General features: G+C 38.7%; 16 protein-coding genes and 1 riboswitch. Of the genes, 11 read left to right on the top strand and 5 right to left on the bottom strand.

Annotated features, from left to right (window positions below):
- The coding region (locus RCJ95_RS14020; RefSeq protein ID WP_446722421.1) for an IS3 family transposase at positions 1-90 on the top strand (90 nt) is incomplete at its 5' end.
- Positions 91-151: 61 nt separating this feature from the next.
- On the opposite strand, the gene RCJ95_RS14015 is transcribed toward RCJ95_RS14020, so the two are convergent.
- From RCJ95_RS14015 to RCJ95_RS14000, 4 genes are all read right to left on the bottom strand, one after another.
- A complete protein-coding gene (locus RCJ95_RS14015; protein ID WP_257520394.1) occupies positions 152-823 on the bottom strand; it encodes an AroM family protein in 672 nt (223 codons plus the stop codon).
- A gap of 5 nt (positions 824-828) precedes the next feature.
- On the bottom strand, positions 829-1971 hold the full coding sequence (locus tag RCJ95_RS14010; RefSeq protein ID WP_328024117.1) for an amidohydrolase: 1143 nt from the start codon (positions 1969-1971) through the stop codon (positions 829-831).
- A complete protein-coding gene (locus tag RCJ95_RS14005; RefSeq protein ID WP_313150558.1) occupies positions 1968-3038 on the bottom strand; it encodes an amidohydrolase family protein in 1071 nt (356 codons plus the stop codon). Before RCJ95_RS14005 ends, RCJ95_RS14010 begins: the two co-directional genes overlap by 4 nt.
- A 63-nt stretch (positions 3039-3101) precedes the next feature.
- Positions 3102-4703, bottom strand: a complete 1602-nt coding sequence (locus tag RCJ95_RS14000; RefSeq protein WP_257520393.1) for an ABC transporter substrate-binding protein — start codon at positions 4701-4703, stop codon at positions 3102-3104.
- A gap of 219 nt (positions 4704-4922) precedes the next feature.
- Between RCJ95_RS14000 and RCJ95_RS13995 the strand changes: the two genes are divergently transcribed.
- The 10 genes from RCJ95_RS13995 (at position 4923) to RCJ95_RS13950 (ending at position 14310) form a co-directional block, all read left to right on the top strand.
- Positions 4923-5885 (top strand): ABC transporter permease, encoded by a 963-nt coding sequence (locus tag RCJ95_RS13995; RefSeq protein ID WP_004225947.1) that lies wholly within the window; start codon positions 4923-4925, stop codon positions 5883-5885.
- Positions 5886-5887: 2 nt separating this feature from the next.
- On the top strand, positions 5888-6754 hold the full coding sequence (locus RCJ95_RS13990) for an ABC transporter permease (protein WP_004225950.1): 867 nt from the start codon (positions 5888-5890) through the stop codon (positions 6752-6754).
- A 17-nt stretch (positions 6755-6771) separates the two neighbouring features.
- Positions 6772-7794, top strand: coding sequence for an ABC transporter ATP-binding protein (locus tag RCJ95_RS13985; protein WP_221681067.1), 1023 nt, complete (start codon positions 6772-6774; stop codon positions 7792-7794).
- Entirely contained in the window at positions 7778-8785 is a 1008-nt protein-coding gene (locus RCJ95_RS13980) for an ABC transporter ATP-binding protein (protein ID WP_004225956.1), read from the top strand. Before RCJ95_RS13985 ends, RCJ95_RS13980 begins: the two co-directional genes overlap by 17 nt.
- A gap of 44 nt (positions 8786-8829) precedes the next feature.
- A complete protein-coding gene (locus RCJ95_RS13975) occupies positions 8830-9783 on the top strand; it encodes a DUF1177 domain-containing protein (protein ID WP_369578795.1) in 954 nt (317 codons plus the stop codon).
- Positions 9776-11044: a M20 family metallopeptidase gene (locus tag RCJ95_RS13970; protein WP_446722420.1), complete on the top strand. Its 1269-nt coding sequence runs from the start codon at positions 9776-9778 to the stop codon at positions 11042-11044. The genes RCJ95_RS13975 and RCJ95_RS13970 overlap by 8 nt, the downstream gene beginning before the upstream one ends.
- 134 nt (positions 11045-11178) lie before the next feature.
- Entirely contained in the window at positions 11179-11940 is a 762-nt protein-coding gene (locus RCJ95_RS13965) for an IclR family transcriptional regulator (protein ID WP_221681063.1), read from the top strand.
- Positions 11941-11951: 11 nt separating this feature from the next.
- Positions 11952-12875: an aminopeptidase gene (locus RCJ95_RS13960; protein WP_257520389.1), complete on the top strand. Its 924-nt coding sequence runs from the start codon at positions 11952-11954 to the stop codon at positions 12873-12875.
- A 207-nt stretch (positions 12876-13082) separates the two neighbouring features.
- On the top strand, positions 13083-13550 hold the full coding sequence (locus RCJ95_RS13955) for an NUDIX domain-containing protein (protein ID WP_257520388.1): 468 nt from the start codon (positions 13083-13085) through the stop codon (positions 13548-13550).
- Positions 13534-14310 carry an alpha/beta hydrolase family protein gene (locus tag RCJ95_RS13950; RefSeq protein ID WP_257520387.1) on the top strand — a complete coding sequence of 259 codons (777 nt, stop codon included), beginning with the start codon at positions 13534-13536 and terminating at the stop codon, positions 14308-14310. Before RCJ95_RS13955 ends, RCJ95_RS13950 begins: the two co-directional genes overlap by 17 nt.
- 65 nt (positions 14311-14375) lie before the next feature.
- Here the strand turns inward: RCJ95_RS13950 and pckA are convergent, their stop codons facing one another.
- Positions 14376-15962, bottom strand: coding sequence for a phosphoenolpyruvate carboxykinase (ATP) (gene pckA, locus RCJ95_RS13945; RefSeq protein WP_066038097.1), 1587 nt, complete (start codon positions 15960-15962; stop codon positions 14376-14378).
- A gap of 389 nt (positions 15963-16351) precedes the next feature.
- A riboswitch (SAM riboswitch) is annotated at positions 16352-16470 on the top strand.
- The last annotated feature ends 151 nt before the right edge of the window (positions 16471-16621 follow it).

Genomic DNA, 16621 nt, shown 5'->3' with positions numbered 1-16621 from the left:
ATGATCTATTATAACCATTATCGAGGTCAGTGGAATTTAAAAAAGCTGCCGCCTGTAAAATACAGACTGCAGCTTCAAGAAGTTGCCTAACCTTTTTCAAAATGTCCTTTACAAAGGGTACAGTTTAATTCAGAAGTGACCTTTTCTTCTATTAACAAATGGCTTTTAAAATTGTAAAAACCGCTTCTCGAGGGACGATGATGGGGATAGTGAGTTGATCTTTAATCATGTTTTTCATTGTTGTGGAATAGCCCATACAATCAAGAATAAGCAAATCAGCTCCTTGCTCTTCTAATTGTTGTGCTTTTGACAATAAATGTTGGTTATCAAAGTGATATGGGGAGCTTGCTGAAAAAGTTACATCGAACTGTGCTTTTTGCCATTTCTCTGCAACCGATTGTTGTTGTTCGGGTTCGGGACCTATTAAACCAATGGCTAATTCTGTATGTAAGCCCTTCACTAAATTAGTCATCATACGATCAGGTAATAAAAGATTTTTATAGGATAATTTATTCGCAAAATCTCCTGTACACATAAGTAGTATCCAAGTGAATTCATGTAGATCATCAATGCAGCTTTGAATATAAGGCATGAGCTTTTGTTTACTGAGCTTTACTTGTCGACCATTGGTAAGAAGTGTTACTAAAACATCTGAGTCCTCACAAGAAGGCGAAAGTGTAGCAATTTCCTCTGAGGAAAGTGAATCCAGTACACCGAATTCATGAACATGTAAACCTGCTTCTCTTAATTGCTGTATATCCTCTGCCATATCTTTACGTGGTGCCTGACCAATTGTTACAACGGCAATTTTCGAATGTTGCATTGCGCTCACTCCGATTCGTAATATTTTTGTCCATTTACATAAGTTTGTAAAACCTTTGCTTCTGTTTCAAAAATAGGGTGCGACCAAACAACAAAATCAGCATCTTTGCCTTCCTCAAGGCTACCAATGCGGTGATCTAGCTGTACAAGCTTAGCTGCATTGATCGTAATGCTTTTGAGGGCTGTGTCTTCATCTAAACCATAACGAATCGCTTCTGTGGCACAATACTTTAAGTATTGAATTGGTACAAATGGATGATCTGTCATGATAGCAAACGGAATATTATGTTCTTTAAAAATGCCAGCAATTGCTGGTGTAGAATGACGCGTTTCGTATTTAGATGGCGTTAACATATAAGGACCAAGCGTTGCATGGAATCCACTTTCTTTAACGGCATCCACAATGAGATAGCCTTCTGTGCAGTGTTCTAAATGAAGCTTCACATTAAATTCTTTGGCAATTCTAATTGCTGTCATAATGTCATCTGCTCTATGGCAGTGAAGGCGAAGTGGCATGTCCCCTCGAAGAACCTCAATAAACGGGCGTAACTCAGCATTTTGTTTAATTTGCTCAGTTTGTTGTTGTTCATTGAGTTGACTTGCACGTTGGAAACCATCTCGTAAAAGCTGTGCAATGGCCATGCGAGTCATCGGCTTGCGCTTATACTGATTGCCAAAGACGTTTTTCGGATTTTCCCCTAGGGCCCCCTTTAAACCGCTCCGCTCTACTAAAACACGAGAGGAAAGGGTAGGCCCTGCTGTTTTAAGAATGCTCCAAATGCCACCAATGACATTGGCACTACCTGGCCCAGTTTGTACAGTGGTTACGCCACCTTCTAACGCATGTTGAAAAGAAAAGTGTCGGATATCTACACTGTCTAAAGCGTGCATAAGAGGTGTAAAGGGTTCGCTATATTCATTGGCATCATTAATGTCTTCAGTGACTTCAGCCCATGTTCCAACATGGGCATGAATATCAATTAACCCTGGTGTAACATAAGCTCCCTGTAGATCAACTAGCTCTGCTTGTGAGGGGAATTCTTTGGCTGGTCCAATATAGACAATACGCCCATCTTCGATCCATAACTGTTCACAAGTATCGTTCTGCTCATTGACTGTAAGAAACTTCGCATGATGATAAATAATCATTGTGTAAACCCTTCTTCCCGTGCATAAACTTTTGTTCCTTTAATATAGGTTGCGATAACCTGGGCGTCTAAATTTAATGGATGCTTATCCCAAATAACAAAATCAGCAAGAAGACCATCACGAATAGCACCTGTTTTATGGGCGATCCCTAGAAAACTTGCAGCCCCTGTTGTGAGAGCGTATAGCACGTCCTGGCGTGCCATACCTTCTCTTACAGCTAAGCAACCTTCTAATGTTAGATGAGAGGTGCTACTAACAGGATGATCCGTACAAAAAACGAATGGAATATTGTTCTTAAACAGTTGATGATACAGTTTGGGTGATAGTGCCATCATCTCATTGTGTTCAATATATCGAAATGTGGGACCAGCTATAACCGTATTAAAGGATGTTTCATGAAGGAATGTAACTTCAGTGCCATGGATAATATGAAAATCAAAAATTGACCCAAATTCTTGTTGAAGGCGGCTAACGAATTCAAGATCAACGGCTTTGTGAGCTCGAATAACGATTTTCGTAATGTACGGCTCTTGTTGCTGAATTTGTTGTAATGTTTCTCTTAAAATTTTAGCAATGCCCATACGTGTGAGTGGTTTTTTCTTTTCAGCGAAAAATGTACTTTTTGCCTGATGTCCAATAGAGAAGGAATAAGCCACATCTTTTGAAATAACCATTTCATCAACCGTTGTATGTGTATGATGTATAATAGCCGTTTTTGCACCTATCAAGCTTTTAGGTGAGGGAACAATATGAGATGCCGTCACCCCATGAGAAACAGCTTTTTGAAAAGCAGTATCAAATGGGTATATGCCATCAACTACAGAATATTGCAGATGTGAGTCAAATTCATAGCTATCATCTCCTTCCCAACGAATCCCTATTTCAGCTAGACCGATTTGTGAGCAGCTATCGATAAAACCTGGTGTAATATAGTAGCCATCTAAATCCAACTCTGTTTCAGGTGAATTAGTAGCGGGTTCAAAGTATTGCCCTTGTACTTGAAAAGATTGCTTATTAAAGCTACGAGTCTCAGAATTAAAAACAAGTCCATTTATATAGCGTGTCATCGGATCAAATCTCTCCTTATGAAGAGAAAAGCGGAGACTGGTATCCCCACTTTTCAAGTTTAATTATTTTGTAATGGATACGTTTGTGCCATTTGGATGGACAATTTGTACGGAGTTATCAGCAGAAACCTCAAAGCCCTGTACTTTTTTGTTTACACCTGCAACCGTTTGTGTTGCCTCTAATTCAATACGTGGAACATCAGCTAAAATCAACTTTAATGCTTCTTGGTATAATTTTGCACGTTCTTCTTGCACCACTGTTTCTGATACGGCACGTTCTAATAATTTATCCACTTCTGGATTGCTGTAGCCTTTACCATTTCCTAACGCACCAATTTGATTTGTGTGGAATAATTGATAAAGGAAGAAATAAGGATCTGGGTACCAAGTCCAGCCACCAATATTCATTGGCGCATTACCCTTTGCCACAGTATCACTGTAAGTACCCCATTCAAGCACTTTTATTTCCACATCAATATTTAAGTTCTTCTTTAACTGACTTTGGAAAATCGTTGCGTAAGGAACACGTGCTTCTGATACAAAAATCTCTGTCTTGAACCCATCAGCATAACCAGCCTCTGCTAGCAATTTTTTTGCTTCTTCTGGATTATACTTTGGTACCATATCAACTAACGATTGATCATATCCCCATGAACCTGGTGGTAATGGTAAATAAGAAACATCGCCGCCACCCCATTGGTTAACGCCAGAAATAATTTCCTCTACATTTGTTGCCATATAAATTGCTTCACGAACGCGCTTGTCAGCAGTTGGACCTACTTTGTTATTAAGATCAAGATAAACAATAGATAGACCTGGATTTGTTAAAAGCTCAAGGTTACTATCTTGATTGATGATTTCTCGGTTTTGACCTTTAACATCCATGGCAATATCAATATCACCAGAACGTAATGCGTTTGTCATCATATTTTGATCGGAGATAAATTTCATTGTTAAGTTATCGATATTCGGCTTATCGCCCCAGTAATTACCGTGACGAACTAATTTTACCTCTTGGTCTTTTTTCCATTCAGTTAGTTGGAATGGACCTGTACCAACAAAGTGTTCAGAAAAATTATCGCCCCATCCTTCAACCTCTTCTTTTGGAATAATAATATTCCCTGCATCCGTTAGCATAGCAAGTAGGGCAGCATTCGGTGTAGCTAAGTGAATCTCTACCTCATAATCCGATAACACTTTCACTTCTGTGACACCACTTAAACGATTCATAGCAGATTCTTTAGCAGAGCGTTCTAAAGAGTATTTCACATCTTCAGCTGTCATTTCACGGCCATCCTGATACTGACCTTTTTGGAATTTAACACCTTCGCGTAATTTGAATGTGTAGACTAACATATCCTCTGATACATTCCATTCTGTTGCTAACGATGGGATGATATCAGATAGATCTTTGTTATAAACAACTAACGTATCACCCATTTGACGCATTACCTGTGATTCATAAACCCCTGTATATTTGATCGGATCAAACGTTTTTGCATTGGCTGACAGACCGACATTTAATGTGCCTCCAGAAGTAGCTTCTCCTTCTTTTTCCTCCGTTGAAGTACTTTTCTCATTGTTTCCACCACAAGCTGCTAAAACACCAATTAGTAAAGTTAAAAAGAGTAGTAGTAAAGACTTTCTTACGTTTAATTTCTTCATATGCACTAGCCTCCTTAGTTTTTGTTTCACAATATGAACCGTTGATTCAAAAATGGTAGGTTCGAGATTAAAATTAGCACATTTGTAAACAGAAAGTAAATATAAAATTACAAAGATTCAGAAAAAAATATATTTACAAACAATTATTATGTGGTGTACTATGTGATTATTCACAATATGAACCACTGATTCTAATAATGAAAAGGAGGTCTTGCTAAGATGGGCTCATTTATTTTAAAAAGATTAGTTAACCTCATCCCGACACTGCTAGTAGTAGGAATTATCGTCTTTATTATTACGCGAATGATTCCTGGTGACCCGGCTTCAGTCATGCTTGGACCACAAGCGAGTGTAGAAGATGTAGAGAATTTAAGAGAAGAGCTAGGATTAAATAAATCCATGCCTTCGCAATTTATTTCATATGTAGGAGATCTAGCACAGTTAAATTTAGGATATTCCTATTCTTATAGTGAGTCTGTCATCGGACTTATTCTCGAAAGGTTCCCTAATACAGTGATATTGGCATTGGCAGCGCTGTTAATAGCAGTCGTGATTGGCATCCCAGCAGGAATATTTGCAGCGAGAAAGCAAAATACCATCATTGATTATGTTGTTATGCTTGTGTCATTAGTTGGTGTATCCATGCCAATTTTCTGGTTGGGCATCATGCTTGTTTTATTCTTTAGTGTTAACCTTGGTTGGTTCCCAGCGACTGGGATGGGGAATATCAGCGATGGCCTATGGACCTATTTGAAGCATTTAATTTTGCCAGCATTTGCTTTAGCAACGATTCCAATGGCGACATTTGCACGGATTACCCGTTCAAGTATGTTAGAGGTTATTTCGCAAGATTATATTAAAACAGCTCGTTCTAAAGGTATTAAAGAATATTTAGTAATTGGTAAACATGCATTTAAGAATGCACTAACACCGATTTTAACCGTGTTAGGAATGCAAATTTCTAATTTACTGGGCGGAGCGGTTTTAACAGAAACAATTTTTAGTTGGCCTGGGATGGGTCGATTAATTGTAGATGCCATTGATAAACGTGACTTTGTAGTCGTCCAAGGTACTGTTATTTTCATTGCGTTTATCTTTGTGCTTGTTAACTTAGTAGTCGATGTACTTTATAAAGTGGTGAATCCTAAGGTCAATTTAGAATCGGATGGGGGGAAAAAATAACAATGACTCAAGCAATCGTCCAAGAAACGAAAAAAAGAAATACCTTATTGCGCAAGTTGCTAAAAAATAAATTAGCGACAATTGGGTTAATCATTGTCACTTTAATGGGTATTGTTGCTATTTTTGCCCCATTGATTGCTACCCATCCACCGAATGAAATGATTGTCGGTAAATCGTTTTTACCGATGAATACAGAAGGACATTTGTTAGGGACAGATAACTATGGTCGTGATTTGTTTAGTCGCTTAGTTTACGGTACAAGAATCTCAATGATTGTTGGGATTGCGGCAGTGCTATTTGGTGCTGTGTTTGGCACACTGCTAGGCTTAGTGGCAGGGTATTTTGGTGGACGCATTGATTCCATTATCATGCGCACAATGGATGGTCTTTTCGCATTCCCGTTTATATTATTAGCTATTACATTAATGACGGTATTAGGGCAAGGACTTGTCAATGTCATTGTTGCGATTGGTATTGCTAATATTCCAGGTTTCGCACGTCTTGTTCGAGGACAGGTGTTAAGTGTAAAAGAGGAAGAATTCGTTGAAGTAACGCATTCTTTAGGTGCTACACATACGAGGATCATTTTTAGCCATATATTACCGAACTGTTTGGCACCTTTAATTGTCTATGGAACGATGAGCACAGCTGGCGCTATCATTTCAGAAGCTGCCCTTAGCTTTTTAGGATTAGGCGTTCAACCACCGACAGCTTCATGGGGCAGTATATTAAAAGATGGCAAAGACTTTTTAGTATTAAATCCCCAAATGGCGACATTTTCAGGCATTTGTATTTTATTAACAGTTCTTGGAATTAACCTATTAGGGGATGGATTGCGCGATGCATTAGATCCGAAAATGAAAGTTTAATGGAAGGGGGTGGAGTCATGACTGAACGTTTACTAGATGTAGAAAACTTAACAGTAGAATTTAAAAGTGGCGGCTCTACAATGAAAGCTGTTAATGGAGTAAATTTACAATTAAATAAGAAGGAAACACTAGGTATTGTGGGAGAGTCAGGATCAGGAAAAAGTGTTACAGCCACTGCTCTCATGCGTTTAATTCCATCTCCGCCAGGAAAAATAACGAATGGAAAAATTCTATTTAATGGCCGCGATTTAATAGGAATTTCTGAAAAGGAAATGCGCAATGTACGAGGCAATGACATCTCAATGATTTTCCAAGATCCTATTACAAGTTTGAATCCTGTATTAACAGTAGGCAATCAAATTATTGAAGTGATTCAAGCACATGAAACAATATCGAAGAAAGATGCTGCTATCAAAGCCGTTGATATGTTAAAAATGGTTGGGATTCCTGAGCCAGAGAAACGATTAAAAATGTATCCTCACGAATTTTCAGGTGGAATGCGTCAGCGTGTCATGATTGCTATTGCCCTAGCTTGTAACCCGAAACTACTCATTGCTGATGAGCCTACAACTGCACTAGATGTAACTGTACAAGCTCAAATTCTTGATTTAATGAAAAAATTACAACAAGAACACGATACAGCCATTATTATGATTACGCACGATTTAGGTGTGGTTTGGGAGCTATGTGACAAAGTAAATGTTATGTATGCAGGTCGTACAGTAGAGTCTACTACAACAAGACAGCTCTATGAAAAACCTTTACATCCCTATACGTGGGGATTATTAGAGTCTCAAATTACAATGGGGACACAAGAGCAACAAAGGCTGCCAGCTATTCCAGGTAGTCCGCCAGATTTAACAATGCCACATAGTGGCTGTCACTTCTCAGCACGATGTCCTTTAGCAACAGATATTTGTCGTAGTACGGTGCCTGACTTAGTGGAAGTACAGGACAACCATTTTGTAGCCTGTCATTTACAAGCAAAAGATCAAATTGTCCCAAGGAAGGAGGGAATTTTTAATGCAACAGTACAATGAACTTGTCTTAAAGGTAAGTAATTTAAAAAAGCATTTTCCCATTAAAAGTTCAATTCCTTTTAAAAAACCAACACAATTTGTGAAGGCGGTAGATGGTGTAAGTTTTGAGTTATATAAAGGCGAGACACTGGGGATTGTGGGAGAGTCGGGGTGTGGTAAATCGACAGTCGCCCGTTTAATCAACCAGCTAATTTCACCAACAGAGGGAATAGTTGAATTTAAGGGAACGGATTTAGCAAGCTTAAATTCAAAAGATATCCGCTCTGCTCGAAAATCCATCCAAATGGTTTTCCAAAATCCTTATGCATCACTCGATCCTCGTAAAACGATTGAATATCTTATTGCTGAGCCATTAGTGATTCATGGGATTGGTGATGAGGCATCCCGTAAAAAGCGAGTAGTTGAATTACTTGAAACGGTCGGATTAAGTGCCTACCATGCAAAGCGCCATCCACATGAATTTTCTGGTGGACAGAGACAACGCATTAATATTGCTCGGGCTCTTGCACTGAATCCAGATATTGTGGTGTGTGATGAACCTGTTTCTGCATTAGATGTCTCTGTACAGGCTCAGGTTATCAATCTATTAAAAGATTTACAGAAAGAATTCGGTTTAACCTATATTTTTATTTCACATGATTTGAATGTGGTGAACTACATGTGTGATCGTATTGCTGTCATGTATTTAGGGAAAATAGTGGAAATTGGTTCATACAAGGAAATTTATGAGAAACCTCAGCATCCTTATACACAAGCCTTGTTATCGGCCATACCTAAGGAAAATCCTTTTGATAAAAAGGACCGTATTATTTTATCTGGCGATGTTCCAAGCCCTGTTAATCCTCCGAGTGGCTGTGCATTCCATAAGCGTTGTCGTTTTGCTACAGAAAAATGTGCAGAGGTCCAACCGACACTTGATACAGTATCAGCTACACATCAAGTATCGTGTCATTTATTTAAGTCGATACAGCAAGAAGTATCATCCATTTAACGAAAGATAAAATTTATTGAAGCAGAAAAAGGAGCGGACTGATTATGTCATTGAAGCATGTTATTGAATTATACGAGGTAATGGATAGTATTTATGTAAACGGAGACACGATTAAAGAGTATTTACACAATATTGATTCCACAGCAGATGTCAAGGTAAAAACTATTCAAGGCGAAAGCGGCTCAACTGATTTTGTTCGCGTCCTCGTGAAAGGAAAGAACGGTAAATCCTCTGGCGGGAATGCACCTACATTAGGAATTATAGGACGATTAGGTGGTATTGGAGCACGCCCTGAAATGACAGGCTTTGTATCAGATGGAGACGGTGCACTAGCATGTCTGGCAGGAGCAGCCAAAGCTATTGATATGGCCTTAAAGGGTGATCAACTAGAGGGTGACGTTATTTTCTCCACACATATTTGTCCAACAGCTCCAACCTTACCACATGAGCCAGTGCCATTTATGAACTCTCCAGTGGATATTAGTGTCATGAACGAAAATGAAGTAGAAGATACAATGGATGCTATTCTATCCATTGATACAACAAAAGGCAATCTAGTATGTAACCATAAAGGATTTGCTATAACTCCAACTGTCAAAGAAGGTTACATATTAAAAATTAGTGATGATTTATTGCACATTTATACACAATCTGCTGGCATTTCTCCAGTTGTGCTGCCGATCACGATGCAAGACATTACACCATATGGGAATGGTTTATTCCATATCAATAGTATTTTACAACCAGCAGTTGCAACATCTAGCCCTGTTGTAGGTGTAGCGATTACAACTGAATCTGTTGTGGCAGGCTGTGCAACAGGTGCAACCCATGTCACAGATGTAGAAAATGTTGTGCGATTTGTGTTAGAGGTAGCAAAAACTTATGGTGCTAATAAATGCTCTTTCTTTGATGAAACACAATTTACACATATGAAAGGCTTATATGGTAGCATGAGTCATTTACAAACGAAAGGAAAAGAGGTACACACACATGAATGATTTACAAGCACTTAAAGCTCAATTAGTAGATGCAGTTGAAAATCATCAAGATGAATTGATAGCGTTTTGTTCAAAGCTCATTCAAATTCCAAGTGTCAATCCTCCGGGGGATACGACTGAAATAACAGCTTTTATCGAAAATTATTTAAATGAAGTAGGCATTACTTATCAAAAATATGAAGCTGCAGATAAAATGTTTAATTTAGTAGCTTCTATTGGAAATGGGGAAGGAAAAGAACTCGTTTATTGTGGCCATACCGATGTTGTTCCTGTCGGTGATCTATCAAAATGGGATTTTGATCCGTTTTCAGGAGAAGTGAAGGATGGCTGGATGCTTGGCCGTGGGGCGAGTGATATGAAAGCCGGTTTAGCAGGTATTATTTTTGCAACAAAGCTATTAAAGAAACTGAACATTGAACTACCAGGGAAATTAACTTTGGCGATCGTACCAGATGAAGAAACTGGCGGTGAATTCGGTGTTCCTTGGCTGTTAGAGCGAGGCTATGTGCAGGGAGATGGTTGTTTAATCGCTGAGCCCTCTTCACCTTTAAACCCAACCATTGGACAAAAGGGCTCTTACTGGTTTGAATTAGAGGTGCGTGGGGAACCTGGTCATGGAAGTCTATCACCATTGTCTGGACGAAATGCCATTGTCGATGCAATTCGAGCTATAGAAGAGATTCGTACACTATGGGATGTAGAAATCACAATTCCTGAAGAGGTACAGCCACTTATTGAGGTATCAAAAAAATACATGCGTGAAGTGGAGAAAGATCGCTTGAAATATCAAGAAGTTTTAGAGAAAATTACTGTAAATATTGGTACAATTGAGGGAGGTACGAAGTCAAACGTAATCCCAGATTACTGTAAGGTCCAGGTCGATTGTCGTTTACCATTTGGTATTACACAAGAAGAAGTAACTGAAATCTTGACAACTAAACTAGATGGCTTGGCTATGGATTATTCAATCCAACGTTTTGGCTTCAAAAGCGTAGCCAATTATACGCCTGCTGAAAATCCTGTTTGCCAATCGATAGTGGAAAATATATCGTATGTTACAGGGCAAGAGGCATATGGTGTCATGCAATGGGCAAGCAGTGACGCTCGTCATTTCAGACAATATGATATTCCTGTATTGCAATACGGCCCAGCTTATTTACCAAGTATTCATGGTTATAATGAAAAAGTGCGTGTTGAGGATATCGTACGCTGTGCAAAAGTTTATATAACTGCTGCTGTTGATTTCCTATATCAAAAGTAAGAGATTAGCTACTCTCTTACTTTTGATAAAGTGATATCAGGTGCTGACGGCTGCTAAATCTGTCAATTATTTCCCCCTTAAGAGAGAGATTTGCAGCCGTTTGTACAGATAAATAGTTCAGAAGGATGAGAGATATGCTAAAGACATTAAATTTATCAATTGCGGTTTTAAAAATGTTTACAAAGGAAAAGCCCACATGGGGTGGTCGAGAGTTAGCACTGGCGATGAACATGAATCATACAAATTTATATCGCATTCTTGAAACCTTCGAAAATAATGGGTTTATTACAAAAGATCCTATAACAAAAAAATATTCTCTGGGAATTGCACTATGGGAAATAGGTATGAATATGTATGATTCATTAAACATAGATCAGCTATGTATGCCAGTTCTTGAAAAATTAAAGGATGTCACTGGTGAAACAGCCATTTTTACCGTACTGAATGGACTGGAAGCGTTAACATTATTGAAAGCAGAGCCTGTAAATAAGGTGAAGTTTACAGTTTCAAGAGGAAGTAGATCGCCACTGTATGTAGGAGCATCTTATCGTTCGATGCTTGCTTTTTTAAATGAAGAACAAATTGCAAAGGTTATAGATGAACCATTAACAGCTTATACAAATAATACAATGACAGATGCCACAGAAATAAGGGCAGAGCTAGAAAAAATTAGAACATGTGGCTATGCACTTAGTAACAGTGAGTATTCGGTCGATGTATTGGCGCTAGCTATGCCTATATTTAATAGTGAGGAACAGGTCGTAGCGTCTATTACCGTTTCTGGACCAATTTATCGTTTTACAGAGCAACGTGTTCCTGAGTTTTTGGGACCTTTAACGGAAGCTAGAAATGAAATAGAAGGAATTATTCGTAGATATCATTTGAATTTTAATTAAGGAGTCCTATTATGCATCATTTACATGACATTGCACTAAATGTTTTAAAAGGCAATTTAAATGTTCAATCTTCAGAGTCACTATTAATTTTGACGGATAGCCACAAACAAGACATCGCGAAAAATTTTTATGAAGCTGGACTGTCAATTACTGCAAATACAATGTTCATGGTGATGCCCCTGTTAGAGAAATCAGGGCAGGAGCCAATCCATGCAGTTTCTGAGCTTATGGCAAATGCCGATGTTACACTGTGTATTACCTCCCACTCCCTAACACATACATTGGCTCGTAAACATGCCTGTGAAAAGGGTGGACGTGTAGCAACAATGCCAGGGGTAACATTGGAGATGCTGGAGCAAGGTGCCCTTCATGCAGATGCACAGGAGATCGAAGCTACAGTAGAAAAATATGTCCTTTTACTTGATACGGCAAAAGATATTCGTATTATCAAGGATGGCCATGAGCTGACGTTCAGTGTAGAAGGTCGTTTCGGCATTCGTTCCACAGGGGTGATTCGTCAACCTGGTGAGTATGGGAATATTCCTTCAGGAGAATCCTATATTGCACCAATAGAAACATCAGCGAATGGAGAGATTTTAGTAGATGGTTCTATTGCTAATATTGGTGTCTTAAAAGAGCCATTATTATTAAAAATAAAGAATGGTCGCTTAGAAGAAGCAATCGGTCCTGATGGTCCACGACTACTGGCATTACTTGGTGAAGGCAATGGTAGAGTTATTGCTGAGTTTGGCATTGGAGCCAATAAAAGTGCTATCCTATGTGGCAATGTATTAGAGGATGAGAAAGTGTATGGGACCATCCATATCGCTTTTGGCAGTAATGCGCCATTTGGTGGAGCCAATGCGTCAGATGTTCATATTGATTGTGTTGTGAAAAGTCCTATCGTCTATTTTGACGGTCAGCAAGTAATTTAAAGAAAAGCGTGTCTTCCTATGAAGCACGCTTTTTTCATGCTTTATAAGACTGTAGCTTAGGGTTGCTTGTCATTGTAGGTTTACAATATAGTTAATAGAGATAGGAATAGGAATTGGAATGATGATTAAATTCTGTCCATAAAATAGAAGTAATGATGAAGAAAGTAACTTTTGTTTTGCAACAAGAAAGAACGTGAGGGTGAAGAGATGTTAACATTTACAGATTTACATGGCCTACAAGTAGATTTGAGTTTTACAAGAGGCGAATTTAAAGTAAAACCTAAACACGTCCTTGTCCTTTTAAAGTATGAAAATAAATGGTTATGTACTGTCCATAAACGACGTGGTGTAGAAGTGCCAGGGGGGAAATTAGAAGAAGGCGAAACATTAGAGGAGGCGGCGATTCGAGAAGTTTTTGAAGAGACGGGTGTTCATGTGAAAAATCTTCAATGGTTTGCAGAGTATGCAGTGTATGATGAAATCGTTTTTTGTAAAACTGTTTTCACTGCACAATTTTTAGCGCAAGAGGATATAGAATTTGATTTAGAAACGTCAGGCATGCTTTGGTTAACCGATGAAGAATTTGTTCAGCATCCTAACTTGAGTTTTCACATGAAGGATGAGGGGATGAAGAAAATGCTGGAGGAGCTGAAACATCGTGACATACAATGGTGATATTATCGAAAAACGCCCCTATCCTTCACCAAATCCAGCTATACGTTTAACGGAAATAACCTATCTTTCACAGGGCTTACGTATAAAAGGACTATTAGCAGAGCCAAAGGCAGAAGGTACATATGATGGCTTTTTATATTTAAGAGGCGGCATGCAAAGCATTGGGATGGTCAGACCCTCTCGTATTGCACAATTTGCGGCGCAGGGCTTTATCGTATTTGCCCCATATTATCGTGGGAATCGTGGGGGAGAGGGTCGTGACGAGTTTGCAGGGGCAGACCGTTACGATGCGGTCTATGCCGTAGATGTACTCAAACAATTCTGCAATGACAATATCCATGTTTTTGGTTTTTCACGAGGTGGTATTATGGCTCTGTGGACAGCCATTTTAAGAAGGGATATTACTTCTGTTGTAACATGGGCAGGTGTTTCTGATGCAACGGCCACCTATTGGGAACGTACAGATATGCGCAGGATGATGAAGCGCGTTATTGGAGGAACACCTAATCGTGTACCAGAAGCGTATGATGCAAGAACACCTCTTTTTGAGATAGAGCGAATAACAGCTCCCGTTCTTATCATTCATGGCTATCGTGATGAAAATGTGGATATTGAACATGCCAGACAATTGGCATTTTTTTTAGAAGAAGCAAATAAATCATTCGAAACTTGGTATGATCTTCACTATGCACATCAATATCCACCAGCAAAAAATCGTGAAACTGTCCGTGCTCTTTGCAAGTGGATGAAACAACAATAAAGCGTAGAGAAAACAAAAAGACAAAGGGAACGAATAATTTGTTCCCTTTGTCTTTTATATAGACGTTACTTTAATGGGCCACCAAGTGTAGTGATGGCTTCAGAAACGTTTGAGAATTTCTTGAAGTTTTCGTTGAATAAGCCTGCAAGCTCAGCAGCTTTTGCATCGTATGCAGCTTTATCTGCCCAAGCTTCACGAGGATTTAACACTTCTGAAGGTACTCCTTCAACTGCTGTTGGAATGTGTAAACCAAACACAGCATCTTGTGTTGTTTCAACATCTGCTAATTTACCATCGATTGCTGCACGGACCATTGTACGTGTGTATGAAAGTTTCATACGGCTACCTGTGCCATATTCGCCACCAGTCCAACCAGTGTTTACTAAGTATACCTGTGCACCGTGCTCGTCAATTTTTTGACCTAACATTTCTGCGTATACTGTTGCGGGAAGCGGAAGGAAAGGAGAACCGAAGCAAGTAGAGAATACTGGTTCTGGCTCAGTCACACCACGTTCAGTTCCAGCAAGTTTAGAAGTGAACCCGCTTAGGAAGTGATACATTGCTTGTTCTTTTGTTAATTTACTGATTGGAGGTAACACGCCAAATGCATCAGCTGTTAGGAAGATGATTGTTTTTGGATGACCTGCAACAGAAGGATCAACGATATTTTCGATATATTGGATTGGATAAGCTACACGTGTATTTTCTGTTAGTGAACCATCGTCATAGTCACAAATACGAGTTTCTGGATCAACAGCTACGTTTTCTAATACAGAGCCGAAGCGGATTGCATTGTAGATTTCTGGTTCTTTTTCAGCAGAAAGGTTGATTGTTTTTGCATAGCAACCACCCTCAATGTTGAACACACCATTATCAGACCAACCGTGTTCATCGTCACCGATTAGCTTACGATCAGGATCAGCTGATAACGTCGTTTTACCAGTACCAGATAGACCGAAGAATAACGCCACATCGCCAGCTTCACCAACGTTTGCTGAGCAGTGCATTGAAAGAATACCTTGTTGTGGTAATAAGTAGTTCATGATACCAAAGATAGATTTTTTCATTTCACCAGCATATTCTGTACCACCAATTAAAATAATTTTCTTTTCAAGTGATACGATGATGAATGTTTCAGAAGCAGTACCATCAACCGCAGGATCTGCTTTAAAGTTAGGAGCTGAGATGACAGTGAAGTCAGCAACATGAGAAGCTAATTCATCTGCTGTTGGACGGATAAATAATTGATGAGCAAAAAGATTGTGCCATGCGTATTCATTAATAACTTGAATGCTTAATTGTGAATCTTTGTCAGCACCTGCAAAGCCTTTGAATACGAATAACTCGTCACGTTCTTTTAAATATTTTATTACTTTTACATATAGGTTATCGAACACTTCAGAAGAAATTGGTTGGTTTACTTTACCCCAGTCAATTTGATCTTTTGTGCTTTCTTCTTCTACCGTATATTTATCTTTAGGTGAACGACCAGTGTATTTGCCAGTTTCTGCACGAACTGCGCCATCTACTGTTAACATTGCTTCACCACGAGATGTAGCTTTTTCTGCTAATTGTGGTACTGAAAGTTGAACATTAATGTTACCGCCGTTTAATAATTCCTTCAGTTCGTTTGCAATTTCTACTGAATTCATCGATTAAATACCATCCTTTTTTATAGTATTCCCTTGATTTAGAGGGATTTTTTCTTAATTTCAAAAATAGTATAACACAATTGCTTAAATAATCTATACTAATTAAGAAATTATTTTAGAGTTTTTACCACTTTTCAATAAACTGACAAAAAATAATGTTTTTCGAGGAGAATACCATCAATCCTACTGTAATTAGGCATGAAGATTGAGCCACACATATGTTACCACAAGTAGCTAGGTATGTTGTAGGGATTAATTTGCTTCTATTTACATCATCATCCAAGTATGAAAAGTTTTTGTGTAATAAGTTCTTTCCTTTCTATACAGTAATACATAAGAAAATATTTGACAACGTTCGACCTTTTCAGTAACATGAGATTGAACGGATACTCTTATCCCGAGCTGGTGGAGGGTCAGGCCCTGTGAAACCCGGCAACCTGCATGAACTATTTCACGACATGCGTTGGTGCCAACCTGATGCAAGGGAACATCCCTTGAACGATAAGAGTGAAAGGTTACGCAGTCATTATTCCTTTCCTCATGTAAAGTAACGTGAGAAAAGGATTTTTTTATTGTTAAAAATCAATGTAAAGGTAAGTATATGTAGTTCTTTCCTTATTATAATGACGGATCTTTCGAAATCCTCGTGTTAAAAGCAG

The organism is Lysinibacillus sp. BSL11, from assembly GCF_052928325.1.
This window is presented reverse-complemented; position numbering and strand designations above follow the sequence as displayed.